General features: G+C 69.5%; 20 protein-coding genes. 9 read left to right on the forward strand and 11 right to left on the reverse strand.

Translation table 11 applies throughout. The features are described 5' to 3' along the window. Positions 1-7 precede the first annotated feature (7 nt). Both tam and AABA78_RS04705 read left to right on the forward strand, forming a co-directional pair. A complete protein-coding gene (tam, locus tag AABA78_RS04700; protein WP_338261828.1) occupies positions 8-778 on the forward strand; it encodes a trans-aconitate 2-methyltransferase in 771 nt (256 codons plus the stop codon). A 62-nt stretch (positions 779-840) separates the two neighbouring features. After that, a complete protein-coding gene (locus AABA78_RS04705; protein WP_338261829.1) occupies positions 841-1,752 on the forward strand; it encodes a TPR end-of-group domain-containing protein in 912 nt (303 codons plus the stop codon). Between the two features lie 182 nt (positions 1,753-1,934). On the opposite strand, the gene AABA78_RS04710 is transcribed toward AABA78_RS04705, so the two are convergent. From AABA78_RS04710 to AABA78_RS04735, 6 genes are all read right to left on the reverse strand, one after another. After that, entirely contained in the window at positions 1,935-3,602 is a 1,668-nt protein-coding gene (locus tag AABA78_RS04710; RefSeq protein ID WP_338261830.1) for a lipase family protein, read from the reverse strand. Positions 3,603-3,686: 84 nt separating this feature from the next. Beyond that, a complete protein-coding gene (locus AABA78_RS04715; protein WP_338261831.1) occupies positions 3,687-4,940 on the reverse strand; it encodes a hypothetical protein in 1,254 nt (417 codons plus the stop codon). An 81-nt stretch (positions 4,941-5,021) separates the two neighbouring features. Further along, a complete protein-coding gene (locus AABA78_RS04720) occupies positions 5,022-5,864 on the reverse strand; it encodes an alpha/beta fold hydrolase (protein ID WP_338261832.1) in 843 nt (280 codons plus the stop codon). Beyond that, on the reverse strand, positions 5,861-6,466 hold the full coding sequence (locus AABA78_RS04725) for a TetR/AcrR family transcriptional regulator (protein WP_338261833.1): 606 nt from the start codon (positions 6,464-6,466) through the stop codon (positions 5,861-5,863). The genes AABA78_RS04720 and AABA78_RS04725 overlap by 4 nt, the downstream gene beginning before the upstream one ends. 27 nt (positions 6,467-6,493) lie before the next feature. Continuing rightward, positions 6,494-6,907 (reverse strand): hypothetical protein, encoded by a 414-nt coding sequence (locus tag AABA78_RS04730; protein ID WP_338261834.1) that lies wholly within the window; start codon positions 6,905-6,907, stop codon positions 6,494-6,496. A gap of 60 nt (positions 6,908-6,967) precedes the next feature. Beyond that, complete coding sequence (locus tag AABA78_RS04735) at positions 6,968-7,387, reverse strand: MarR family transcriptional regulator (protein WP_338261835.1); 420 nt, start codon at positions 7,385-7,387, stop codon at positions 6,968-6,970. Positions 7,388-7,528: 141 nt separating this feature from the next. Between AABA78_RS04735 and AABA78_RS04740 the strand changes: the two genes are divergently transcribed. Both AABA78_RS04740 and AABA78_RS04745 read left to right on the forward strand, forming a co-directional pair. Beyond that, complete coding sequence (locus tag AABA78_RS04740; RefSeq protein WP_338261836.1) at positions 7,529-9,523, forward strand: S8 family serine peptidase; 1,995 nt, start codon at positions 7,529-7,531, stop codon at positions 9,521-9,523. 130 nt (positions 9,524-9,653) lie between these two features. Beyond that, on the forward strand, positions 9,654-11,642 hold the full coding sequence (locus AABA78_RS04745) for a S9 family peptidase (protein WP_338261837.1): 1,989 nt from the start codon (positions 9,654-9,656) through the stop codon (positions 11,640-11,642). Positions 11,643-11,653: 11 nt separating this feature from the next. Here the strand turns inward: AABA78_RS04745 and AABA78_RS04750 are convergent, their stop codons facing one another. Next, the gene (locus tag AABA78_RS04750) at positions 11,654-12,439 is read right to left on the reverse strand and encodes an AraC family transcriptional regulator (RefSeq protein WP_338261838.1); all 786 of its coding nucleotides are present in this window, start codon (positions 12,437-12,439) and stop codon (positions 11,654-11,656) included. 70 nt (positions 12,440-12,509) lie between these two features. Between AABA78_RS04750 and AABA78_RS04755 the strand changes: the two genes are divergently transcribed. Then, complete coding sequence (locus tag AABA78_RS04755; RefSeq protein ID WP_338261839.1) at positions 12,510-13,445, forward strand: DMT family transporter; 936 nt, start codon at positions 12,510-12,512, stop codon at positions 13,443-13,445. A 33-nt stretch (positions 13,446-13,478) separates the two neighbouring features. Continuing rightward, the gene (locus AABA78_RS04760; protein ID WP_171411723.1) at positions 13,479-13,871 is read left to right on the forward strand and encodes a RidA family protein; all 393 of its coding nucleotides are present in this window, start codon (positions 13,479-13,481) and stop codon (positions 13,869-13,871) included. Between the two features lie 302 nt (positions 13,872-14,173). Here AABA78_RS04760 and AABA78_RS04765 read toward each other — a convergent pair whose 3' ends face one another. Continuing rightward, a complete protein-coding gene (locus tag AABA78_RS04765) occupies positions 14,174-15,121 on the reverse strand; it encodes an alpha/beta hydrolase family protein (RefSeq protein WP_338261840.1) in 948 nt (315 codons plus the stop codon). 110 nt (positions 15,122-15,231) lie between these two features. Between AABA78_RS04765 and AABA78_RS04770 the strand changes: the two genes are divergently transcribed. Together AABA78_RS04770 and AABA78_RS04775 are read left to right on the forward strand one after the other, a co-directional pair. Then, entirely contained in the window at positions 15,232-16,008 is a 777-nt protein-coding gene (locus AABA78_RS04770) for a helix-turn-helix domain-containing protein (protein ID WP_338261841.1), read from the forward strand. Positions 16,009-16,023: 15 nt separating this feature from the next. Further along, positions 16,024-18,165, forward strand: a complete 2,142-nt coding sequence (locus AABA78_RS04775) for a M28 family peptidase (protein ID WP_338261842.1) — start codon at positions 16,024-16,026, stop codon at positions 18,163-18,165. A gap of 36 nt (positions 18,166-18,201) precedes the next feature. Here AABA78_RS04775 and AABA78_RS04780 read toward each other — a convergent pair whose 3' ends face one another. Further along, the gene (locus AABA78_RS04780; protein WP_338261843.1) at positions 18,202-18,960 is read right to left on the reverse strand and encodes a hypothetical protein; all 759 of its coding nucleotides are present in this window, start codon (positions 18,958-18,960) and stop codon (positions 18,202-18,204) included. 166 nt (positions 18,961-19,126) lie between these two features. On the opposite strand from AABA78_RS04780, the gene AABA78_RS04785 reads away from it, so the two are divergent. Then, entirely contained in the window at positions 19,127-20,026 is a 900-nt protein-coding gene (locus AABA78_RS04785; RefSeq protein ID WP_338261844.1) for a lipoprotein TP_1001-related protein, read from the forward strand. Positions 20,027-20,138: 112 nt separating this feature from the next. Here AABA78_RS04785 and AABA78_RS04790 read toward each other — a convergent pair whose 3' ends face one another. Together AABA78_RS04790 and AABA78_RS04795 are read right to left on the reverse strand one after the other, a co-directional pair. Then, on the reverse strand, positions 20,139-21,956 hold the full coding sequence (locus AABA78_RS04790; protein WP_338261845.1) for an Ig-like domain-containing protein: 1,818 nt from the start codon (positions 21,954-21,956) through the stop codon (positions 20,139-20,141). A gap of 18 nt (positions 21,957-21,974) precedes the next feature. Then, the gene (locus AABA78_RS04795) at positions 21,975-26,060 is read right to left on the reverse strand and encodes a M4 family metallopeptidase (protein WP_338261846.1); all 4,086 of its coding nucleotides are present in this window, start codon (positions 26,058-26,060) and stop codon (positions 21,975-21,977) included. Between the last annotated feature and the right edge of the window lie 19 nt (positions 26,061-26,079).

Genomic DNA, 26,079 nt, shown 5'->3' on the forward strand with positions numbered 1-26,079 from the left:
GATGCCCATGGACTGGTCAGCGGCGCAGTACACGCGATTCGAAGACGAGCGGAACCGTCCCATCCGTGACCTGCTGGCCCGGATTGCCACGTCCGAGGTGAAGCGCGCGGCGGACCTCGGCTGCGGCCCCGGCAACTCCACGGAGCTGCTGCGCGCCCGCTTCCCACAAGCGGCCGTCACCGGAATGGACAGCTCGCCGGACATGCTGGCCGCCGCGCGCAAGCGCCTGCCGGACCTCCGGTTCGAACAGGGAGACATCGCGACCTGGAGCGACCCGGGCCCCTACGACGTCATCCTGGCGAACGCGGTGCTGCAATGGGTGCCAGACCATTCCGCCGTCATGCCCGCGCTCCTGAGCAAGCTGGCCCAGGGCGGAAGCCTCGCCGTGCAGATGCCGGACAACCTGGACGAGCCGTCGCACCGGCTGATGCGGGAGACCGCCAGCGCGGGCCCGTGGGCCGGCAAGCTGGGGTCCGCCGCGAACGCACGGACGGTCCGCCATGAGGCCGACTGGTACTTCCGCACGCTGCGCGACGCCGGGGCCACGGTGGACGTCTGGCGCACGACCTACTTCCACCCGCTGACCGGAGGCGCCGGGGCGGTGGTGGAGTGGTTCAAGGGCTCAGGACTCCGGCCCTTCCTCGAACCGCTCGATGCGGGAGAGAAGGCGGACTTCCTCAATCGCTATCAGGCAGGGATTGCCAGGGCCTACCCTGCCCTGCCGGATGGAACGGTCCTGCTGCCCTTCCCCCGGCTGTTCATCGTCGCGACGCGTTAGCGTTCCACTGGCGGCCTTGTTCCGCGGCGTCGCGACAGACCGCCTCGCGTAGAGTTCGCGCCATGCGAATCCCGACCCTCGCCCTGTCCTGCCTGTTGACCGTCGCATGTGCACATCCCCCAGCCACCGCGCCCACGGCCGCCGAGGAGAAGACCGCCGACCTTCCGACCATCGAAGCCCCTTCGGCACCGATGGCGGGCTGGACGCAGGCGCGGAGGGCCTCCGCCCTGATTCGCGAGGAGAAGTACGCGGAGGCGCTGTCCCTCTATGAGCAGGCCCGGGCCGCGGGCAACGCGGATCCGGACGCCGCGTACTCGGCCGCGTGCGCGGCGGCGCGCCTCGGGAAGCCGAAGGATGCGCTGGACTGGCTGTCCCACTCGGTCCAGTCCGGCTTCCGCGACGTGGCCTGGATGAAGCAGGACGGGGACCTCGCGCCGCTGCGCGACGACCCGGCGTTTGTCGCGCTGGCCGAGCGGATGCCCACGCTGCCGGAGCCTCATCCCTATTCCAACGAAGAGCTGAAGCGACTCTTCGCGGAGGACCAGGCGGACCGTCAGCCCCCCCCGCCGAGTCCAGAGGCCTGGAAGAAGATCGCGGAGCGGGATGCCATGCGGCTGCGGCGCGCACGGGAGCTGCTGGACCAGGGCGCCCTGAAGGAGGGAGCGGACTTCCTCGCGGCAGGGTTCATCTTCCAGCACGGTGACACGCAGGAGGACTACGCCCTGGCGCGGCGGATGGGCGCGGAGGCCGCGAAGCGCGGTCACCCCAAGGGCCTGTGGCTGGCCGCGGCGGCGTGGGACCGGTGGCTGATGAATGCCAACCGCCCGCAGCGCTTCGGCACCCAGTACAAGCTCGATCCGGCGGACAAGGTCGTGAAGCTCTACCCGGTGGACCCCAGCGTGACGGACGAGGAGCGCGCCCGTTGGGGCTTCCCGCCACTCGCAGAGATTCCCACCGTCCTGCGCATGCAGTGACGCCGAAGGGCACGCCGCCCTCCCTGACCTGGGATTCCGTCGGGGTCCCGGCCTCGAAGGCGAGGTGGAAGGGCCCGGGCGAAGAAGGCTCGCCCTGGGCAGCGGGGCGTGCCGCGGCATTGGCAATGATGGCGACGTCGTGGTGATTGCTCGACTGCGCGGATGAGCAAGTTGAGCCAGCGTCACACGATGTCGAGCCCGTACTGCGCCGCGGTCAGGTACTGGAGCATGACGAAGTAGACGCTGGAGGTGGCCTTGTGACCCGAGGCCCCCTGGTAGGATTTGATCATCTCGTTGCGCAGCTCCCGCAGCTGGTCCTTGTTCTGCTTGCGGTTCTCCGTGAAGGGATTGCTCAGCTCCGCGACCAGCTCACAGGCACTGGCGAAGGCGTCGAAGGAGCCGCCGTCCGTTTCCTCCAGGACCGCGTAGTCGTCCTTCTTCTTCCCGCTGCCCTTGACCACGTCCGCCCAGAGCTGCGCGCGCACCCGCGCCCGCTCTTCCGAGACACTGGTGATGAGCGCGATCTTCAGATGCTGCGCGAGCGAATCCACGCCCGGCCGCACCGACATCCCCCACATGCCCGTCGGGTTGAAGTCGAACGTGGGCCAGAAGCCCGGATCCGCCGGCAGGCGCGCTCCGGTCTCCCTCCGGACGAGCGCGACGAGGCCTGCTCGCACCTCCTCGGGCTCATGCGCGTCCGGGAAGGCCTTGGTGCAGTCCTTGAGGGGAATCTCCGTCCCCAGATGGGTGGAGGTCGTGAGCGGATGGGTGAGGGTCCCCACCACCGAGTTCACGGCCGTCACCGTGGAGAGGTTCACCTTCTTGCTGTTGTGCACGGCGTCGTGCGGCGAGAAGTGGTGGAACACCTGCGGCTCCCCGCCGAGGTGCAGCGTGAGCAGCTCCTTCGCCTTCGCGCCGAGCACGACGGGCGGCGCGGAGAGGGCGTAGCAGGAGACGCTCACCTGCTTCCGGATCTTCGCGTAGACCTTCTCCAGCAGCTCGCCCCCCACCAGGTCCAGGTAGGCGCACTGCGCGAGCGCGCCCCCCAGGCTGTGGCCGGTGAAGAGGATCTCCTTGGGGACCCGGCCGTGCATCGCCTCCAGGCAGGCCGCGGCCAGCGACTCCTGGCAGCTCTCGTAGGCGTACCAGAAGCCGGCGGAGAGCGTCGCGTTGCTGAACCGGCCGACCCGGACCTCCTTCAGGTGGTTCATGTCGGTGACCCAGTCCGGGCTCCCCGTGCTCTTGACCAGCGCCTGGCCCAGGGCACGTCCACCGCTGCCGCTCCGGCTCCCGCGAAAGACCACCACCAGCCGCGAGTGCTCGGGGTCGTAGATGGCGGCCCCCAGCCAGCTGGGCCAGCCCGCCTTCGGGTGCGTCTGGGTCATCCCCGTCTTGCCCTGGAAATAGCAGCACCGCTTCGAGCCGGTCGCCTGGGAGTGCTCGCGGCCCAGCAGGGTCTGCTCCCCGAAGAAGTCCTGGACCTTGATGGGGATGTCCTCGCCCGCCAGGTCCACGCCCTTCGAGAAGGAGATGGAGCGGTCGAGCTCTCGCGGCTGGAAGAGGATGTACGGCGAGTCGCCGGTGCCCCCCCGGTACACGACCCCGTACGTGGGGTCTGGCGGAGTCGTCAGGTCGTATTCGATGGGATCGAACTTGTGGACGTGCGCTTCGCTGCCGCGCAGCTTGTGCACCCGGGCCAGCACCCGGTCCCGCGCGCCCTGCCACAGCCCGGCCCCGTGGGATTCATAGAACGGATCCATCGGGTAGACGCAGGACTGGGCGTACGCCTTGTAGGCGAAGCGGCAGTACTCCAGCATCTCCAGCGCCGTCTCGGCATTGGGGTGGGGCACGGGGTGACTCCTGGGAACTTGTATCAGGAGTTGAAATCAAACAGGCGTTCGCGACAGCGAGTCAAGGGAGCGAGCCGGACCCACTCAGTCGTTGTTCGTGCCGGGCCGCACTCCGCCGTTGAAGGCACCATACGGCTGGAAGGAAGCGAGCTGCGCACCCCAGCGCTCGTAGGTCTTGAGCGTGCCGGGGTTGAACATCGTCTGGTAGTAGCAGCCGGCGACGCCGTTGCCGAGCTTCAACTCCGGGCTGCCGGCGAGCAGGCGCGGTCCCACGCCCGGCTGCTGCAGCGAAGCCACCTGCGCCGAGTAGTCCGGCTCCGAGCCCAGGCCCCCGTACAGGTACGGGAACGAGAAGACGTTGCACCCGACCTGCCCGTTGGGTTCGCAGAGGTTCTTGTAGTCCCCATAGGACACCTCCTGCCCCAGGAAGCCCGTGTTGAGGTCCTCCGTGGAGAAGCGCGCCAGGGCGGCACCGTCCGGCAGGCGCATCACCAGCGTGTAGGGCGTCAGCACCCAGTAGGCCTTCCGCACGAAGTTGGGCGACACGAAGATGGGCGGAATCTGGCAGTCGTCGCTGCGCTGGTAGTGGGTGAAGAAGCGCCAGTCGCTGCCGGAGACATAGAGCTCCGGCGTGCCCCACGGGTCGCTGCCCACCGCCACACGGTAGCCATTCGTGTAGAAGCCATTGTCATACGGACGGCGCGGCACCGGCGCGATGAAGCCATACACCTCGCCGCCCAGGCGGTTGAACACCCGCACGTGCGGGCCGCCGCCGAAGCCCGGCGCCGTGACGATCTCCGCCACGTTGTCATGCGTCACGTCGCCCGCGCCCAGTCGCACGCCGCCGGTGAAGCCAGGGTCATAGGCCCAGAACTCGTTGATCAGCCGCAGGCCGCCGTTCACCTTCCACACGCGCACCAGCGGCCCCATGCCCCGGCCCGGCGCGGTGATGACCTCGTCGAAGCCGTCCGCGTCCACGTCACCCGTGGCCACGAAGACGCCGCCCCGGAAGTTGGAGTCGTAGGCGAACCATTGCGCCAGCACCGCGCCGTTGTTCGGGTCCATCACCTTCACCAGCGGGCCGCCCCCCTCGCTCGTGCCGGTCACGATGTCCGGACGCCAGTTCGTGGTGACACGGCCCGTGGCCAGCTCCACGCCCGTGCTCATGCTCGATTCGTAGGCGTAGAAGGAGACCCAGTTGACGTTGCTGTTCGGGTCGAACGTCTTGACCGCCGGGCCTCCGCCCGGTCCCGCCCCCGTGGCGTACAGCGAGGTATTGGGCTTCGCGCCGGCCGTCGTCGCGACGGCGAGCGCCGCGAGCAGGATGAGCTGTCTCATGTATTCAACCTCCCGGGATGATTCACGGATGACAAGGAAGGTCTCATCATCCCGGAAGGGACTGACATCCAGGCTCGCCGGCTACGTCCCCGGGGTGGCCGTTCCCCGGGCCTGACGGCCCGGCACTGACGCCAGGTGCTCGCGGAGCGCGGTGCCCAACGCATCAGGTGCTTCCAGCTGCGGGAAGTGGCCCACGTCCTCCAGCTCCAGCACGCGAGCCCGGGGCAGGGCCTGCCTCCACCGCGACAGGTGCTCGGGCTTCACGACCTTGTCAGCCTTGCCCCAGACGACGAGCGCCGGCACGTCCGCGAGCCGGCCCAGGCCCTTGCCCTGCTCCTCCATCCACGGGCCTTCGTGGGAGATGGAGCGCGCGAAGCCCCAGGTGCCCATCCGCGACGCCCGGTCGGGAAACTGCGACAGGAAGGACTGGTGCAGCTCGCGCGTCAGCTTCGTGCGGCGTCCCCAGGACATCTTCACCAGCATCCGCGCGGAGAAGTTCCAGGACAGGTACAGCCACCGCATCAGCGCGTTGTCGACGTTGGGCCCCTTCAGGTCCCACTGCCAGCTCTGCACCACGGTGAGGCTCAGCACGTGCTCCGGCGCCGCGATGGCGAGCGGCAGCGCGATGGGCCCACCGAAGTCATGCACCACCAGGTGGAACGGCCCCAACGCCAGCTGGTCGAACCACGCGCGCAGGTTCTCCACGTGCCAGGGCAGTGAATAGGTGCGCCAGTCCCCGGGCCGCTCGCTGTCCCCGAAGCCCAGGTGGTCCGGCGCGAGCACGCGGTACGACGGCGTGAGCTGCCGGGCCACGTCCCGCCACTCGCGCGAGGACGAGGGCGTGCCGTGCACCAGCACCACCGGCGTGCCCTGCCCTTCCTCCCACCACGCCATCTCACCGCCAGGAACCTTCAGCCGCTTCATGGGGCGTCCGCCTTTCGCTTGCGAAGAGCACCGGGCCACCGCTGGGCCATGGCGCGAATCACCTCGGCGGCGGGGTAGCCGCCTTCGTGCTGCAGGTACTGCTGGGTGAGGCCTTCCACCGTGGCGAAGAGCACCCGCGCCTCGATGTCAGCCTCCGGAACCCCGCGCGCCGCCAGCGCCTGCTCCAGCCGCTGGTGCGTGGCGCCCAGGAAGTGCTCCAGCGGCAGCTTCAGCCGCGCCAGCACCTCCGGCTGGTGACGCAGGCCCTGGCTCAGCCGCCAGAGGTCCCGGTGCGCGTCCAGCATCGCCACAGTGGACGTGAGCAGAGCCGTGACGAACCCTCGCGCGGTGGGTTCGCGGTCCGCGTCCTCCAGCGTCCGCGCGACGTCCAGCATCGACGCCTGCATCAGCGCGAGGAGCACCGCCTCCTTCGACTCGAAGTGCGAATAGAGCAGCCCCACGGCGATGCCCGCCTCCTCGGCGAGCGCGCGCACGCGGGTCCCATCAAAGCCGTGTCGGGAGAAGAGCCGCACCGAGGCCTGGAGCACGCGCTCCCGCGTCTTCTCCCGGAGGGCTGCGTTGGCGTCCGCCGTACGAGGCATGCCCCGCATCTTTGAGTGAACGTTCGCTCAATGTAAAGGGCGCACCTCGGAACCGGGGAGGCGCAGGGGCCGCAGGTCCGGTTCGACGAACCGGCTCCGCGCCTCGGCGCCGGAGAGGACCTCTCGGGAGTAGTAGTCGTCGAGCAGGTCCTTGCGCAGGAAGCGTGGGTGCTCGTCGATGAACGCGGCGATGTCCCGCCCCGGAGCGGCCTCCACCTGCTCGCTGACGAGCCGCGCCCACGCGACCGTCACGGTCTCGTGGTACTTCTCCGGCACCCCGAGCCGGCTTGTCAGCGCCCGCAGCCCCGCGCGGGTGAGCGCGACGGCGGCCTCACCGCCAGCCTTGCGCGTGTAGAGGTAGACCACCCGCACATGGTCCCGGTGGGCGAACCCGCTCACCTCCCCGCGCGAAAACCGCTCCAGGAATACGTCGTCATCCATGGCCGCCTCCCTTTCTTTACTACGAAAACGTACTACGCTTTCGTAGTAGAAGGAAGCAGCTCAGGAGAGGTCGGTCAGCAGCTTCATCAGCGCGTGGTGGCCCCGGACGGCGTCGCGGCCCGCCTCCGCGAGCCTGGCGTCGAGTCGCGTGAAGGCGGCCTCCGCCTCCTTGCACAGCACCTCGCCGGGGCCGGTGATGGCGACGAGCAGGGAGCGTCCGTCCTCGGGGTTGCGGGAGCGCCGCACGTAGCCGTGCTTCTCCAGCCGCGACACCAGGCTGGTCGCCGTGGACGCGCCAATGTGCAGCGCGGCCATGACGCCGGTCATCGTCATGGGGCCCGCCGTGAGCACGGACAGGAGCACGGCTTCGCCCGCACCGAGCCCGGTGGCTTCGAGTTCGGCTTCCAACAGCCGCGCCGCCTTGTGTCCGCCGACGAGCAGCCCCGCGGTCAACCCCACCATCGACTTGGATGCAGCCACCGTTCTCCCACCTCCCTGGGACAGCGGACTCTACCCTTCCGCCGTGCCTGGGGCCGCATTGACCGGTTTTTCAAGAAAAGCTAACTACACGGACTGTGCGAGGGCATCCGTCCCGGTGCCCGCACGTTCCCGTGAGGCCGAATGAAACTGAAACTGACCCAGGCGGTGAGTGCCCTCTCGTTGCTGGCCGCGGCATGCGGCCCGATGCCAGAAGGCCAGGAGCCCGACAGCGAGCAGATCGGTCACACGGCGCAGATGATCCGCCGCGCCCGGGCCGTTCCCAACGAGTACATCGTCGTCCTGCGCGACTCCACCCAGGAGGTCCGGCAGCAAGGGGCGGCGAACATCGCCCGGGAGCTGGTGTCCCTGGGCGGGGGCAAGGTGCTGCGGACCTATGAGCACTCCATCCACGGCTTCCTGGCGAACATGAGCGAGGCGGAGGCCCAGCGCCTCCTATCCGACCCGCGCGTGGCGTACGTGCAGGAGAACGGCCTCATCCACGTGTCGGCGACGCAGACCAACGCCACCTGGGGCATCGACCGCATCGACCAGCGGGACCTGCCGCGCAACAGCTCCTACACCTACAACGTCGACGGCACCGGCGTGCATGCGTACGTCATCGACACCGGCATCCGGCTGACCCACACGGAGTTCACCGGTCGCCTGGGCAACGGCTACGACTTCATCGACAACGACAGCGACCCCTCGGACTGCCACGGCCACGGCACGCACGTGTCGGGCACGGTGGGCGGCACGACCTGGGGCGTGGCGAAGAAGGTCACCCTCCACGGCGTGCGGGTGCTGGACTGCACGGGCTACGGCAACGACGCGCAGGTCATCGGCGGTATCGACTGGGTGGCGGCCAACCACGTCAAGCCCGCGGTCGCCAACATGAGCCTGGGCGACGTCGGCATCCAGGCCATCGATGACGCGACGGAGCGGTTGATCGCCGCGGGCGTCACGACGGTCGTCGCCGCCGGCAACGACAGCGCCAACGCCTGCGACTACTCGCCCGCCCGTGCGCCCAACGCCATCACCGTGGGCTCCACCACCAGCAGCGACGGCCGCTCGTCGTTCTCCAATTACGGGACGTGCGTGGACATCTTCGCGCCGGGCTCGAGCATCACCTCCGCCTCGAACTCCGGCAACACGTCGAGCACCTCGATGAGCGGCACGTCCATGGCCTCGCCGCACGTGGCTGGCGCCGCGGCGCTCTACCTGAGCGCCAACCCCAGCGCGACGCCCGCGCAGGTGCGGGACGCGCTGGTGAACAACGCCACGCCGAACAAGGTCACCAGCCCGGGGACGGGCTCGCCCAACAAGCTGCTGTACACGCTCTTCATCACCGGCGGCGGCGGCAGTGACACCACCCCGCCCACGACGTCCATCACCTCGCCCGCGGGCGGCTCCACGCTGAGCGGCACCGCGCCCCTGAGCGCCAGCGCCTCCGACAACGTGGGCGTGTCGCGCGTGGAGTTCTACGCGGGCACCGCGCTGCTGGGCACGGCGACGGCCGCCCCGTACAGCTTCGCGTGGAACACGACGGCGGTGGCCAACGGCACCTACGCGCTGACCACGAAGGCGTATGACGCGGCGAACAACGTGGGCACGTCGTCCACGGTGTCGGTGACGGTGAACAACGGCACGGGCAGTTGCTCCATCTCCGAGCAGCTCCTGCTCAACCCGGGCTTCGAGAGCGGCAACACGGGCTGGACCACCTCGTCGGGCGTCATCGACGGCACCACGTCCGGCAGCGCGCCGCGCACGGGCACTTACAAGGCCTACCTGAACGGCTACGGCGCCACGCGCACCGAGTTCGCCTACCAGGACGTCACCATCCCCGCCTCCGCGTGCAGCGCCACGCTCACCTTCTGGGCGCGCATCACCACGGCGGAGACCACGACCAGCACGGCCTACGACAAGCTGGCCGTCCAGGTGCGCAACAGCGCGGGCACGGTGCTGGCCACGCTGGCCACGTACAGCAACCTGGACAAGGGCACGGCCTACGTGCAGCGGACGTTCGACCTGGCCGCGTACAAGGGCCAGACCGTCCGCATCTACTTCAACGGCACGGAGGACTCGTCGCTGCAGACGAGCTTCTTCCTGGATGACACCGCGCTGAACATCGTCCGGTAGTCCTCCGGACGAAACGAAACCGGGAACACGCACGAAAGTGCGTTGTTCCAGGGCCCAGCAACCCCACCGGGTTGCTGGGCTTTTCTTTGGCCACGCTCCGTCCCGAGCCACGACGATAGAGGGAGACCCGATGCTGCCGCGCCCTGGGGTGCTGGTGTTGATGCTGTGGGCCGTGCCCGCGCTGGCGGCGGACGTGCCGCCCGTGATTCCCCGGGAGCTGCTCTTCGGCAACCCCGTCCGGGATGATCCGACGCTGTCCCCGGACGGCGAGAAGCTGGCCTGGGTCGCGCCCGATGCGAAGGGCGTCATGCAGGTCTGGGTGCGGACGCTGCAAGGCAAGGACGACACCCGCGCCATCACGAAGGAGCCCGAGCGGGGCGTCCGGTATTACGAATGGGCGCAGGACTCGCGCACCCTCCTCTACCCTCAAGACTCCGACGGCGACGAGAACACCCATGTCTACGCCGCCGACCTGTCGACTGGCGTGGTGCGCGACCTGACGCCCTTCCAGGGCATCCGCGCCCGGCTGCTGGAGGCCTCGCCCACCGCGCCGCGTGAGGTCCTGGTGACGATGAACCTCCGGGAGCGCACGGGCTCGGACATCTACCGCGTGTCGCTCGACACCGGCGCCATCACGCTCGACACGCAGGACCCGGGCGACGTGATGACCTGGACGGCGGACGCGAAGCTGAGCGTGCGCGGCGCGCTGGCGCAGAAGCCGGACGGCACCACGGTGCTGCGCGTCCGGGACTCCGTACGGACCCCGTGGCGGACGCTGCTGGAGGTGCCCCTGCGCGAGAACGTCTTCCCGCAGTACATGGGCTTCATCGGCTTCTCGCGCGACGGCGCCAGGGTGTACCTGAAGAGTCCGCACGGCTCCAACACCTCAAGAGTGGTGGAGAAGGTGCTGCGCACGGGCGCGGAGAAGGTGCTCGCGGAGGACGCGGGCTCGGATGTGATGGACGTCCTCTTCCACCCCGAGCGCAAGGTGGTCCAGGCGGTGGCCTTCAACACCGACGGCCACCTGCGGTGGAAGGTGCTGGACGCGAGCCTGCGCGAGGATTTCGAGGCGCTGGGCCGCGTGGCGGACGGGGACTTCTCCCTGGTCAGCCGTGACCGCGCGGACCGCCGGTGGGTGGTGGCCTTCGAGCAGGACGCCGCCCCCTTGCGCTACTACACCTACGACCGCTCCAGCCGCCGCGCCGAGCTGCTCTTCTCCAACCAGCCCGCGCTGGATCAGGCGCCGCTGGCGCGGATGAAGCCCTTCCAGCTGAAGTCCCGCGACGGCCTGACGCTGACGGGCTACCTCACGCGGCCGGTGGACGCGCCGCCGGGCCCGCTGCCCACGGTGCTGCTGGTGCACGGAGGCCCGTGGACGCGGGACACGTGGCGCTTCAGCCCGGAGGTGCAGTGGCTGGCGAACCGGGGCTACGCGGTGCTCCAGGTCAACTTCCGCGCGTCCGCGGGGCTGGGCAAGGCCTTCCTCAACGCGGGCAACCGCCAGTGGGGCCGCGCGATGAACGACGACCTGGAGGACGCGGTGGCGTGGGCGGTGAAGGAGGGCCAGGCGGACCCCGCGCGAGTCGCCATCATGGGCAGTTCCTACGGCGGCTACGCGGCGCTGGCGGGCGCGGCGTTCAGCCCCACGGTGTATCGCTGCGCGGTGGATGCCTTTGGCATCTCCAACCTCTTCACGTTCCTGAAGTCCTTCCCCCCGCAGTGGCAGGTCATCCGGGGCTCGTATGCGCAGCGCGTGGGCGACGTGGACGACCCGGCCGAGCAGGAGCGGCTGCGCGCCACCTCGCCCGTCTTCGCCGTGGACCGCGTCCGCGTCCCGATGTTCGTGGCGCAGGGAGCGAACGACCCGCGAGTGAAGCAGGCCGAGTCCGAGCAGATGGTGGCCGCGCTGGAGAAGGCCGGGCGCGACGTGACGTACGTGCTCTATCCCGACGAAGGCCACGGCTTCTACCAGCCGGAGAACAACCTGGACTACCACGCGCGCGTGGAGGCGTTCCTGGCGCGGCACCTCGGCGGCCGGCTGGAGCCGCTGCCGAAGGAAGGGCGCGTGCAGGGCTCCAGCGCCGTCATCCGTCAATCCGGCGGCGGCGCGGCGAAGTAAGGGGTGGCCCGTTACGCGGCCACGAAGCCATGGCCGCGGACCTTGTCCGGCGTGGTGCCCGTCATCCGCCGGAACATCGCGATGAAGGCGGAGGCGCTGCTGTAGCCCAGGTCCAGCGCGATGGCCTCCACCGCGAGTCCCTGCTCCAGCATCGCGAGCGCCTTGACCACGCGCAGCCGCTGGCGCCATTCGCTGAACGACAGCCCCAGCTGCTGCTGGCAGCGCCGCTCCAGCGTGCGCTCCGTGGTGTGCAGCGCCTTGGCCCACTCGGCCAGGGAGCGCTCCTCCTCCGGATGTTGCTCGAGCGCCGTGAGGACCGGCGCCAGGAGCGGATCATCGGACATGGGCAGGTAGCTCCCGTGCGCGGGGGCCAGCGCCAGCTGGTCGATGAGCACCCGGAACAACCTGCGCTCGGCGCTCGTGCGTGGCTGCGCCAAGGCCTGGGCACGCAGGTGGTCCATCAAGGACTTCATCAGCGGGCTGACCGCCATCGCGCAGGCCGTCCTGGGCAGGCCCCGGCACCACTCGGGGGCGAGGTAGAGCGAGCAGTGGCTCGCCTCGAAGCGGTTCATGCCCCGGTGCTCGACGTCGGGCGGAAGCCAGATGCCGTACTGCGGTGGCGCGAGGTAGTGGCTGCCCGCCAGCTTGAGCTCCATCACCCCGCTGAAGGCGTAGACGAACTCACCCCAGGGGTGGCGGTGCTGGGGATAGGCCGCCGCCGCGGGCAGGTTCGCCGCGCGGAAGTACACGGGGTGTGGAAGCTTTGAGGTGAAGGGAACTTGGAGCTGCTTCGCCATGGCGGCTTCTCGGCATGGGTTGTCGGAACCTCGCTATATCCATCCGGCCCGCCAGCCGCAGGATGAAGTCATGAGTTCTCATCGGAAACCCGCGGACGGCTTCGCGCTCGCGACCATGGTCGTGTTGTGCGCCACCTGGGGCATGCAGCAGGTGGCCGTGAAGCTGGCCGCTCCGCACATCCCGAACCTGATGCAGATGGCGCTGCGCTCCGGTCTGGCCGCGCTGCTCGTGGGATTGCTGTGCTGGCTGCGGGGCGAGCGGGGGCTGCTGCGCCGGGGGCCCTGGCGTGCCGGCCTGCTGGTGGGCGTGCTCTTCGCCTCGGAGTTCCTCTTCGTGGCGGAGGGGCTGCGCCACACGCACGCCTCGCACATGGGCGTCTTCCTCTACACCGCGCCTGTCTTCTCCGCGCTGGGCCTGCACTGGCTCGTGCCCTCCGAGCGCCTGAAGCGGACGCAGTGGCTGGGCATCGGCGTCGCCTTCGCGGGCATCGCCCTGGCGTTTGGCGGCGGCTGGCTCCAAGGCGGGCTCGGCCCGGACGTGCTGAGGGGCGATGCGATGGGGCTGCTCGCGGGCCTGGCCTGGGGCGCCACCACCGTGGCGATTCGCGTCTCGGCGCTGTCCGAAGCACCGCCTACGCAGACCCTGCTGTACCAGCTGGTGGGTGGCGTCGCGCTGCTGCTCCCGGTGGCCCTGCTGACGGGACAGGCCGGCCCCATCACGATGGCGCCCGTGGCCTGGGCGAGCCTGCTCTTCCAGGGCGTCATCGTCTGCTTCGCCAGCTACCTCACCTGGTTCTGGCTCCTGCGCCGCTATCTCGCCTCCAACCTGTCGGTCTTCTCGTTCATGACGCCCCTGTTCGGCGTCAGCGCGGGCATCTTCGTGCTGCACGAGCAGGCGGACCTGTCCTTCGCCGTGGGCGCGGTGCTGGTCCTCACGGGCATTCTCATCGTGAGCGGCGCCGGCCTGTTACGCTCCGCGTCCGCGCTGAAGCCAGGCGAGACTTGAGCCCCTCACTTGAGCCTCTCAAAGGAGAAGCCCATGACGTCAGCGAAGCACCAGCCCATCGTCGCGCCTGGACTGCCCAAGCCCGCGGGCCCGTACTCACCCGGCATGCAGCTGGACCGGCTGCTCTTCATCTCCGGACAGGCGGCCCGGGACCCTGCCACCGGCGTGCAGCCCGAGGGAATCGAGGCGCAGACGGAGCAGGTGCTGCGCAACCTGGAGCGCATCCTCGTGGCGGGCGGCTCCAGCCTTCAGCACGTCCTGCGCTGCGGCGTCTTCCTGGTGGACATGCAGGAGTTCGCCCGGATGAACGCCGTCTACGAGCGCGTCTTCGCCGGTCACCGGCCCGCGCGCACCACCGTGCAGGTGTCCGCGCTCCCCGACGCCGGCCTGCGCGTGGAGATTGATTGCATCGCCTACGTGCCTTGACGTCCGCGAGCGGCTGCCCCCCGACATCGAGGCGCGCCATCGCAAGGTCGCGCTTCAATGTGTGACGGCAATCCTGGGGGATATGCACGCCACGACGGCCGAGCCGCCGTCGACGTCGGAGATGGCAACAGAATCTCCAGCGCCATGGCCTCGCTGTAGCCGCCGAAGCGAAAGGGCTGTCTTCACGGCACATGCCAACGCATCGCCAGACACATCCCGAAACGACAGGCATTGTTTAACATACTTGCTTGTGACAATTCGCACCACAGCGCAGGGTTGGGGCATGCGAGCATGCCAGGCTGTTATTTGGATTCGACCCGGCCGAGCGGGTGGGCTGCGCCCATGAGCGCGGCTTGCGCCTCCTGCCAGGCGGGGTCTGCCGGATGGAGCGCGGTGCGGAGGTAGGCCCAGGTGAGGCGCTGGACGGCGGCCACCCGCTCGGGGTTCTCATCCGTGGTCTCGGCGACGTCATAGCCAGAGACTCCGCCCAGCCCGTGCCCCGCGTCGAACAGGGTGATCAGGGACTTGGGGCCTGGGGCGAGGAAGTACGGATCCGCGTGCCAGGAGGGGCCCGCGACCGTCAGGTGAGGCGAGTCGTCCTTGTCGCCGGCGACCACGAGCGCGGGCGTCGCCATCCTGGAGAAGTCGATGGTCGAGAAGAAGGGGTAGTTCTCGGCCGCGAACCTGCTGAGGGCGTCTCCTCCCCTGCCGGGCGCGGCGAGCAGCACGCCTGCCTGGATCCGCGGTTCGTGGAGGTTCACTTCCGTTCCGTGCGAGTCCTTGTACCGAGCGCCAAGCAACAGGCTCGCGGTGTGCCCACCCAGTGAGTGCCCCATGACGGCCACCCGGCTCCGGTCCAGGCGCCCGGCGAGCCCAACGACCGCACGCTCAATCACATCCAACTGGTCAAGGATGCGCGTCATGTCCTGGGCCCGCGACTTCAAGAACAGAGGCGCATCGGGGGCATCAGGCCCCAGGGTGAGCGTCTTGGAGTCGAGATGCGTGGGCTGGATGACGACGAAGCCATGTGCCGCGAAATAGTTGGCGAGTGGGGCGTAGCCGTTCAATGACGAGAGGTGATTGGAGCGCCCGTGGCCGTGCGACAGCAGAAGGACGGGCAGCCCGCTTCCGGTCACGGGCGCGGAGACTCGCACCTGGAGCTCGACGGCGCGGCCGGGCGCTGGCAGCACGATGGGACCGAGGGAGAGGACGGGCGTGGGAGTGGTGGCTGCGGAAGTCGGCTTGCTCATGCTCGTCTTCGTACCGCCCGCCGTTGTTCTGTGATTGGAAGGACCGGACATTTTCATCGTGCCCTCCGCGCCGGCTTGAACGGATGCAGTGTCCGCGCGAGAGTCCGAGCGTGCCGCTCACGATGGACTCCGCCGCCTCGACGTTCTCGCTTGCCCGCTTCGTCGAAGACGTTCGCGCGCTCGTGCCAGTCGCTGGAAACACACGTCACGAACGGCTGCCCGACGGAAGAATGACGCTTGTCTTTCGAGTGCTCGAGGAGGGGCGCAAAGGAGATGTGTGCGTCGCAGGCCCGCGAACGCGGGCGTTGTTCAAGGACGCACCCGGCGTCGTGCGGGCGGTCATCCTCCAGTTCAAGCCGGGCTGGTCGGCGCCGCTGCTGGGCGTCTCGGCGAACGCGCTGACGGATCAGATCATCCCGCTGGAAGACCTCTGGGGCCGGCCGGGCGGCGACCTCCTTCACGAGCTGCTCGCGGCGCGAAGCCTGCCGGAGGTGTTTGACCGGCTCTCCCACGCGATTGCCCTGCGCACCCACCAGACCTTCGAGCCAGCGTCGGCACGGCTCGCTCGCCGCGCGGTTCGCTTGCTTGAAGCAGACGAGGTTCGGGTGGAGACCGTGGCGGAGCAACTGGGCGTCACGGCGAGACATCTTCGCCGAGCCTTCACGGAGCACGTCGGCATCGGGCCGAAGGACTACGCGCGGACCGTTCGCCTGCAGCGCGCCGTGCGGATGGCGGCGACCTCGAAGGACTGGAGACGCATCGCCGTGGACGCGGGCTATTACGACCAGGCGCACCTCATCGCGGACTTCCGGGAGCTCGTCGGGCTCACCCCAGGCGCCTTCCTGAAGTCCGCTGAGCGCGGGCATCCCGCAGGGCACGGGTGCTAATTTCCCCGGGCCCCCATGCCCATCCGCCCGTTGCCCTTCGCCCTCCTCGCGGTGCTCGCCGCGCTCAGCGCCTCCGCGCAGGTCCCCGCGTCCCCGCTGGGGCCCCTCTCTCCCACCACCGGCCTGGTGCTCCGGGACGACGTGGTGCGCGCCCTCATCCAGGAGAGCTCGGGCGACCGCATCCATGACGGCGTGCAGCGGCTGTCGCTCATCGCGCGGGACAGCCTGGAGGGCTACTCGGAGGCGGCCGCATGGACGAAGGCCGCCGCCGAGGCCGCGGGGCTCCAGGACCTCCACCTGGAGGCGATGAAGGACGGTCCCCAGTGGCGGGCCACGCGTGGCGAGCTGTGGGTGGCGGGTCCCCACCGCTACCGGGTGACGTCCTACGCGGACCTGCCCATGTCCCTGGCGTCCGGCAGTGGCAGCTTCGAGGGCACGGACCTGGAGCTGGTCGACGTGGGCCTGGGCGCCCAGGACGCCGATTACGCGGGCAAGGACGTGAAGGGCAAGGTGGTGCTCAGCCGGGGCAACCCCGGGGCCACGCTGCGCACCGCCGTGGTGAAGCTCGGGGCCGTGGGCGTGGTTTCGTCCTATTCGACGCCGCCCTGGAACGAAGCCCACCGCAGGGACGGCGACTTCCCGGATCAGGTGGGCTGGGCCGGCGTCCCGCGGAGCCTGATACCGCAGGGCATGCGAACGCCCTTCCTGTTCATGGTGTCGGAGCGACAGGCGAGCGAGCTGCGCGCCCAGCTGCGGGAGGGCCCGGTGAAGGTGGACGTGAGCGTCGCCACGCAAGCGCCCACGGGACATCTCAGCATCGTCAGCGGCGTCATCCCCGGCACCCGCGAGGGAGAGGAGGTCGTCCTCACCGCCCACCTGGACCACTACAAGCCCGGGGCCGACGACAACGCCTCTGGCTCCGCCACGCTGCTGGAGCTGGTGCGCACGTACACCACGCTCATCCGCCAGGGCGTGCTGCCACCTCCGGTGCGCACCCTGCGCGTGCTGTGGCTGCCGGAGTTCGAGGGGACCCGCGAGTGGTTCTCCCACCACGGCGCGGATCCGGTGCGGCGGGTGGCGCAGTTCAACTTCGACATGCTCGGCGCCAGCCTGACCCGCGCCCACTCACGCTTCCAGGTCTCCTACACCCCGGACTGGAATGGCAGCTTCGTGAACGCCGTGTCCGAGTCCACGGTGGCCTTCATGAACCGCTTCAACGGGGTGGCCTATCCCCCGAGGAAGGAGTTCCGCATCGGCTCGGTGACCGGTTCGCGGGATCCGATGGATGCCCACATGGAGCGCTACAGCCGGGGCTCGGATCACCAGCTCTTCAACGACCACGGCATCCCCGGCGTCGCCTTCGCCACGTGGCCCGACGACGGCTACCACACCAGCGGCGACCGGCCGGAGAACGTGGACCCCACCCAGCTGCACCGCGCCGCCTTCGCGGGGCTGGCCTCCATCACCGTCGCCGCGTGGGCCGAAGGCACGGGCGCCCTGGAGCTCGCGCGCCTGGTGGCGGTGCACGGAGTGAGGCGCGTGGCGGAGGACGAGTTCCGGGCCCGGAGTGACCTGGCCGCGACGCCCGCCGCGCAGCTGCCAGGCTTCGTCCGGCTGGCCCGCGCCGGAGTGCGAGCCGGCTACCAGCGTGAAAAAGACGCCCTGCGCTCCTGTCTGGCCCTGGGCGCGCCCGCCGAGCCGGTGAAGGCCATGGTCCGCGCGCTGGAGACCGCCGAGGAGCAGGCCCTGAAGCGCGTGGAAGCGGAAGCCAGGACGCGCGGGGTGTCCCTGAAGGAGCCGGCACCCAGCGAAGCCGAGCGCCGGGCGCGGGCCTTCGTTCCCGTGCGCGTGAAGGGCCAGGAACTCGCGTCGTTCGACGAACTGGAGCGCCATGCGGCCCCCGAGGCCAAGGCCCGAGTGGACGCGGTGAAGGCCGCCATGAGCGCCGCGGCCACGGCCCTGCGCGAGCGAGGAGAGAGCGAGCTGCGCTTCTACCAACTGGCGGATGCTGTCGCGAGCTACGCCGACGGCAAGCGCTCCGTGGCGGACATCCGCGACGCGGCCCATGCCGAATACGGCTACGTCTTTCCCGTGGACGCGCTGGTGGAGCTGTTCGGGCTACTGGAGCAGGGCGGCATCATGACGCGCGGACGCTGAGGTTCCAGCCACGCCGAGGCCCGATGAAGAACGGGCTTACGAAGCCCTGTCCGAAGGAACGCGGTCCCTCCAGAGCCGGCGAAAGAGCAGTGCGTGGCCGAAAAGCGCCGAGCCCACCAGGACCGCGGGCAGCCACACGAACGGCGCGAACAGCACCCAGGTGTTGAGCCGGTCGGGGGCGTCGCCGAAAAGAGCAACGAGCGGAGTGCTGACGACGGCGATGGCCAGGATGCCCAGCAGGAGCACGCTGCCGAACACGTTCCACGCCAGCACGACCGGCCGGGGGACGTCGCCCGTGCGCAGCCAGAGCGCGAGCAGCAGCGCGGAGGCGCCCGTCAGGATGTCGTAGTTCAGGCCCGTGACGCCGTTGACGGCACCAAAGGTCATCTGCGCGGGCATGACGCCTTCGAGCGCGGCCTGATGCATCACCAGCTCGAGCGGCAGGCGGAACGCTTGCAGCCCGACAAGGAGCCAGAGGGGGGTATTCCGGCTCAACAGGCGTCCCGCGCCCGTTCTCAGCAGGAGCGCCACCGCCACGACGAGCCCAGGAGGAAGGAGCGCGAACGGCGGCGGACGCAGGTCCAGACGGGCAAGGACCCCGCTGAGCGCGAGCGCCAGCCATCCCGCGGCCCAGACACAGAGCGCCACGGTGAAGCGCACCGTGATGCGCAAGCCGTCCACCTGACCTCGCGTGGAGCGCCACGCCAGGATCCCCCATGCGCCCAGCATGAACAGGGACAGTCCCGCGATCCCAAGGGAGACGAAGGTGGAGGCATCGGGCGAGGGGGGCATCATGGGCAGCATGTTATTGGAACAGACCCGAGCACGGCGGACCGGAGACCGGAGCCCACAGGCCATGCGGCCTTCCCGGCACCCGCCCTCGCCCTCAACCGCGTCCCCTTTTCTCCTATGGTCCGCCCGCGACTCTTGCCCGCCCCCACCGCTCCTCCAGGTCCTCTCCATGCTTCGCCCGCGACTCGCAGCCCTTGCCCTGCTCCCGCTCGTCTCCGCCTGTTCCTCCCCTGAGTGCACGGACACGGGTGACTGTGCGTCCCGAGGCCCTGACATCGTCTGCGTTGAAGAGCGCTGCGTTCAGGCCTCCTCGTCAGACGCGGGGCCAGGGGATGCGGGCCCGGATGACTCGGGCGTTGATGCCGGCCCCTCAGACGCGGGCTCCGAGGACGCGGGCACCCCGGATGCCGGCGCCTCGGATGCGGACCCCCTGGATGGCGGTGGGCCCCCTCCGGAAGCCTCACTCCGCATCACCGAGATCAATCCCGACGCCCCGCAGGACCTCATCGAGCTGGTGGCCGTCACCGGCGGGACGCTGACCGGTATCTCCCTCCAGGAGCTCACCAACTCCGATTTCGCCTTCACCTTCCCCCAGGGCTACACGGTGGAGGCGGGCGCCGTGCTGGTACTTCACCTCGGCGATTCCTGCACCGACGCACCCGGCAACCCGGCCTCCTGCGGACAGACTTCGCCCTTCAGCGCCAGTGCCTGGGACTTCAGCATGCCTGGCTCGCTGAGCTACTCCGGCAAGGTGTTCGAGCTGCTGTCGTCGAAGGGCGCGCCTGTCGACGGCGTCCCCTTCGTCCGAGCCTCCGGGGAGATGCCCTCCAACCTCGTCGCCGCCGTCCAGCGCCTGCAAGCGGACCGCGTCTGGGATGCCACGCCCTGCGTGCACGACCTCGGCACGGGGCTCGCGCGCGACCGCTACTGCCGCAACATCGCCGTGAACTGGTCCGACCTCAACGCGAGCTCCAGCATCATGCGCATCAATGGCACCTCGCCGCTGACGACCCCGGGAACCCAGACGCAATGGAGCGGCCCCCTTCCTTCGCGCTGGGGCTCCTACTAGCGACTCCGGGTCGTGCCTCCCGCTGGGGAGCATGCGAATCCGCCGGGCTCATCAATGAAAACGGCGGCCTTCCCTGGGGAAGGCCGCCGCTCTCACTGCTTCAGGCTTCGGACTACTGCGCGGTGGTGATGGTGCCCACCGCCACGTTGATGACCTGCAGCGAGCCGGAAGCCGGCAGCGCGTGCGCCTTGAGGACGTTCAGCGGCACCACGGAGCCGGCCGGCGTCTGGGCGGTGGCATTCACGGTCAGCGCCACGGACAGCAGCGCGCCGTTGTACGCGTGCGCCGGAGCACCCTTCTGGTACACGCCCACGCTGAGCGTGCTGCCCTTCACGGCCGACTTGAGCAACCGGGGCGCGGCGCCCAGGTCGTAGCCACCGTTGGCCACGTACTCGGAGCCGTCCACGGTGGACCAGGACGCGGTGGCCGCATCCAGCCCCAGCGTCAGGTCCGCGCCGCGGCCGGACTGGCCCGCGGGGCCCACCAGGTCCAGCACCAGCGTGTTGCCCGTGGACAGGGTGGCGTTGCGAACCAGGCGCCAGCCCGTACCCGTGGGGTCCACGTACTTCACCGTGCCGGCGACGGGCACGGTGATGACGGCGGAGTCCTTCTTCGACGCATCCGCCACGCTGGTGGCCGTCACGGTGTACGTGCCCGGCTTGTTCGGCGCGGTGTACACGCCGGCGCTGGTGACGGTGCCGTTGGCCGAACCGCCCTCCACGGCCCAGGTCACCGCGACGACGGAGGTGCCCGTGACTTCAGCCGTGAGGTTGACGACGGCGCCCTGATCCACGGTGGCCGTCTTCGGCGTGACACTCACCGCCACCGTCGGGACGACGATGGGGTCCACGGTGAGGGTGGCCGAGTCGGACTTCGACGGGTCCGCCACGCTGGTGGCCGTCACGGTGAACGTGCCCGCGCGGCGCGGCGCCCGGTACACGCCCGTGCTGCTCACGGTGCCGTTGTCGTCACCGCCCTGCACGGCCCACTGCACCGCGTGGTTGTTGGTGCCGGTGACCTGCACGGACAGGGAGAAGGCGGCATCCTGCGCCACCGTGCCCGTCTTCGGAGAGACCGCCACCGCCACCGTCTCGACGACGACAGGCTCCACCGTGATGGAGGCGGAGGCCTTGTTCGCCGGGTCCGCCACGCTGGTGGCCGTCACGGTGAACGTGCCCGTCTTGTTCGGCGCGCGGTACACGCCCGTGCTGCTGACGTAGCCGTTCGCGTCGCCACCCTCCACGGACCACAGCACCGCGAGGTTGTTGGTGCCGGAGACCTCGGCCGTCAGCTGGACGGTGCCACCCCAGGTGGTGCTGGCCGACGTGGGGCTCACAGTCACCATCACCGCCCCGACGACGACCGGCTCCACCGTGACGGAAGCGGAGGCCTTCTTCGTCGGATCCGCCACGCTGGTGGCCGTCACGGTGAACGTGCCGGCCCTGTTCGGCGCCGTGTACCGGCCCGCGCTGCTGACGGTGCCGTTCTCGTCGCCCCCCTCCACGGCCCACTGCACGGCGGTGATGGAGGAACCGGAGACCTCCGCCGTGAGGTCCGTGGCGGTCCCCTGCCCGATGGTCACCGCCTCCGGCGTCACCTTCACGATGACCGTCGGAGCCTGGACCGCCTCCACCTTGACGGTGGCCGTGTCCTTCTTCGAGGTGTCCACCGCGTTGGTGGCCACCACGGTGTACGTGCCGGCCTCGGCCGGCGCGGTGTAGACGCCCGAGCTGCTGATGGTGCCGTGGGAGTCGCCTCCCTCCACAGACCAGAGCACGCGCGGGTCCTTCGCGTCCTTCACCGAGGCGTTGAGGGTCGTCTTCTCACCGGCCTTCACCGTCACGGTCTTCGGAGTCACCGTCACCGGCCCCGAGTCGGGGTCGGTGCAGGCCGCCAGCGCCCCAATCAGGAGCGGAACAATGAGCTTCATCCACGTTTTCATGGGGGATTACCGTCCGAACTGGCTGACGAAGAGGGTGATGTCGCTGTCGTTCACGGAGCCGGCGCCGTCGAGGTTCGTCTCCTCGGAGCCGTTGGTGCCGTAGTCCTGCGCGAGCAGGCCCATGTCCTCTCCGTCCACGACGTTGTCGCCGTTGATGTCGCCCGTGTAGACCTGGATGGCCGCCACGGCCTTCGCCGTCGGTACCACGACGCTCGCCGCGGACACGTGGCACAGGCCACGGGCCAACGGCGCGGCGTAGACGCCGTCCGCGTTGACGGTGCCGCAGACGCGGCCCTCCGCCACGGACCAGCTCACCGCCGTGTTCACCACGTTCGCCACGTTCGCCTGCAGAGCGACGGAGCCACCCACCGGCACCACGTTCTGCGCCACCGCGAACTCCACCGTGACGGGCAGGAGCGTGAAGGGGGTGGTCGCCTTGGAGAAGTTGCCGTACGCGTCGTACGCCACCGCCTCGAGGACGTGCTCCCCCGGCGCCAGCGGAATCGGGAACAGCGGCAGCGTGTACGGCTCGGACGAGGCCCGGCCCTTCAGCGCGCCGTCCACGTAGAACTCCACGTACGCAACGCCCGTGTCGTCGGTGGCCTCGGCCCGCATCGTGTAGGTCTCAAACAGGCCCTCCACGCTGGCGGTGACGTGCGGCGCTCCCTGGTCCTGGACCGTGGAGTTGCGCACCTCGAAGGTCACCACGCGCTCCGTCGTGTTGCCCGCCTTGTCCGTGGCCGTCGCCTTGAACTGGTGCGGGCCGTTGGACAGGTTCTTCGTGTCGAACGCCGTCGCGTAGACGCCCTGGACGTCCGTGAACGAGCTCACCGGGGCGTCGTCCACCAGGAACGCGAGGCTGGACGTCCAGACGTTGTCGCTCACGGTGGCCTTGAGCTGCACCGTCCCGTAGCTGCCGTCCACGGCCACGGCGAGCTTGGGGGCCTGGAGGTCCGCCTGGGTCGAGGTGACCAGGTTGACGTCGTCCAGGAAGAACTGGGTGACTCCGCCCGTCACCTGAGCGGCCTCCGTCTGGTCCGCGTCGAAGAACAACTGCACCGTCTGGCCCTTGTACGCGGTCAGGTCGAAGCGGTGCTGGAAGTACTCGCCGCCGGTGTCATCCAGGTTGGAGAGCGTCTTCAGCGTCGCCAGCTCGGTGCCGGCGGAGTCCCGAATCTTCGCGCTGATGGTGTGGTGGGCCACGGTGTCGGTGAACGCGCCATCGTAGAGGCGCAGCCAGAAGCTGTAGATGGCCGAGGTCGCGGTCGCCGGGATGGCCACGGACTGACGGACGGAGTGCCGCGCCGGACCCGCGTTGGTATAGAAGACATACACGCGGCTGCCGGTGTGCGCGAAGGACGCGCTGGTGAAGATGCCCGTTGAGCCCGGCCGCGTCGTCGCGCTCACCCAGCTCCCGGAGGCCTCGAAGCTGGGGTTGAGCACGAGCTGGGCGGCGGTGGTGTCCACGTAGAACGTCACCTCGGGAGAGTTCCCCGCGTTGCCGCCCGCGTCCGTGGCCCGGGCGACGAGCGTGTGCACGCCGGCCGTCAGCGTGGAGAGGTTGACGACCCGGCTGAACGACTTGACCGAGTTGCCCAGGGACACGCCGTCGACGAAGAACTCCACCGCGTTGACGAAGCCGTTGTCGGACACGTCCGCGAAGTAGCCCACGCGCGTGCCGGAGATGGCCACGTTGGCCGTCACCCGGGGCGCCTCGGCGTCCGCCGCGCGGATGACGCGCAGCGAGAAGTCATCCACCTGGAAGTTGGTGGCGAGCGAGGCGTTCTCGCTGCCCTCCAGGAAGATGCGCACGGTCTGGCCCGCGTAGGCCGTCAGGTCCACGCTCTGCTGCGCATAGCCCAGCGTCGCGTCCAGGTTGGACCACGTCGACACCGTCCCCAGCACCGTGCCCGAGGTGTCGCGCACCTGCAGCGTCAGCGTGTCGCGTACGGCGGTGGTCGTCGTCTCGGAGGTGGTGATGTTGAGGAAGAAGGTCAGCGCCGCCTGGGTGACGCCGGCGGGGATGGTGACGTCCTGCCACAGCCGGTCGACGTGCGTCGTGCCATAGCCGTTGAGCCATGCGAAGCCCTGGCCGTTGCGCGGCCCGGAGGCGACCGGGAAGTTGATGTTCGACGGGTCGTCCGTCCAGCCCAGCGTGTCCTGTTCGAAGCCCGGGTTGATCAGGAGCTGATCGAAGCTGTTGGAGACGCTGAAGCTCGCCGGAGCGGACGCGGCGTAATTGCCGGCCGCGTCGTACGCCACCGCCACCAGCGCGTGCGTGCCGTTGGTCAGCGAGGTGGCATCCAGCGGGAGCTGGTACGGCTGGGAGGTGACGTTCCCCGCCAGGGCGCCGTCGACGTAGAGCTCCACGCGGGCCACGCCGACGTTGTCGTTGGCCTGCGCCTGCAGCTGGAGGTCGGGCGCGCTGCCAGAGACGCTCGCGACGACGGTGGGGGCAATGCGGTCGTCGTACGTGCCGGCGGTGTAGCCCACGTTGATGGCCGCGAAGGCGTTCTGCACCGCGCGGTACTCGTTGGACTGGGAGCCGAAGAGGTCCGCCGCGGCCTGGAGGCTGCTGGTGCGGGCCGACAGGTAGTTGGACGACGGGAACAGGTAGACGGTGAGCGCGCGGTACCAGATGGCCGCCGCCTTGTCGTTGCCGATGCCCCTCATGCCCGCGGGCAGGTAGGTGCTGGAGTAGTCGGTGCTGACCGCCAGCGGCTGCACGCCCTGGGACAGGAAGTAGAAGGCGCGGTTCATCGGGCCGCTGCTGAAGTGCACGTCGACGTTGGCGAGGCCGGGGTACCAGGCGTCCGCGCTCGCGCCGTCCAGCGACGGGCGGAACATGACGCGCAGCGGGAAGTCGCTGAGCTGCTCGGCCATGAGCCAGTTGCCGCCGGTGTCACCAATGGTGCTGCCGCGGCCGTTGGCCACCCAGAACTCCGTCAGGGTGCCGAAGATGTCCGAGTTGGCCTCGTTGAGGCCGCCGGACTCGCCGTCGTAGATGAGGCCGGCCGTGTGCGAGGTGACGCCGTGGGTCATCTCATGGCCCGTCACGTCGAGCACGCCCATGGACCTGAAGCCGCCGGCGGCCGGGAACGAGCCGTCGCCGTAGCTCATGCAGAAGCAGCCGTCGCTCCAGAAGGCGTTGTTGTAGAGGTTGCTGGCGTGCACCCGGTTGTAGGTGGGCGAGCCAACGCCGTCCACGCCGTCGCGGCCGAGGATCTTCTTGTAGAAGTCCCACGTCGCCAGCAGGCCGAAGTGCGCGTCGACGGCGGCCGTCTGGCCGTTGTCGCTCAGGGTGTTGTTGGCACCGACGACGTAGTTCTGCCCGTCGCCCCAGGCGTTGTCGGCGTCCGTGTAGAGGGTCAGCGTGGGAACGACGCCGTTCTGCACGGCGGCGTGGTTGACGTCGTAGGTCCGGATGCCCTCGCCGCCGGCGCGCGTGACGTCGCGCAGCTCGAAGAGGCCCTCGGCGTTCTGGAAGACGTCCAGCGGGACGTCACCGCTGTACTGCGAGTGGCCGAGGCCCTTGGCGGCGGCCGTCTGGAGCGAGTTCCACTGCTTCAGCACCTCGCCCGAGTGCGCGTCGACGATGAAGTCCGTGTGCTTGACGCCGTCCTTCGGGTTCTCCAGCTCGGTGTGCACGTGGTACGCGAGCCGGTAGCCGACGACCTGCGTGTCGAAGTCCGCCGCGTTCTGCTGCGCGACCGGCTTGCCGGGGTAGCGGTTCACGAGCCGCGTCTGGGGATAGACGATGAGCTCGCCCTTGGGCGTGACGGCGAACTCGCCCTTGGGCGCCAGCTCCTGGGTGGCCTTCGCCACCGCGGACTTCGCGTCCAGCGTGGGCGTCACGCCCAGGCGGATGTTCTTGCGCAGGCCGTCGGTGGTGATGCGGATGTCCCCCGCGGACAGCCCCTGATGGGTGATGGCCATGGCGCCCCACACGGGGACGCCCTGGTATGTCTGCGCGAAGCGCGCGTGCGTCTGGCCAAACGGATCCGTGCTGGAGCTGGACAGCTGGAAGTCGTCCCGCGAACCCAGCCCGAGCTTGAGGCTTTGCGCCTTGAGGTTCGCCAGGGATTCCGCCACACGGGCCGGCTCCCGGAGC

The organism is Corallococcus caeni, from assembly GCF_036245865.1.
GTDB lineage: Bacteria > Myxococcota > Myxococcia > Myxococcales > Myxococcaceae > Corallococcus > Corallococcus caeni.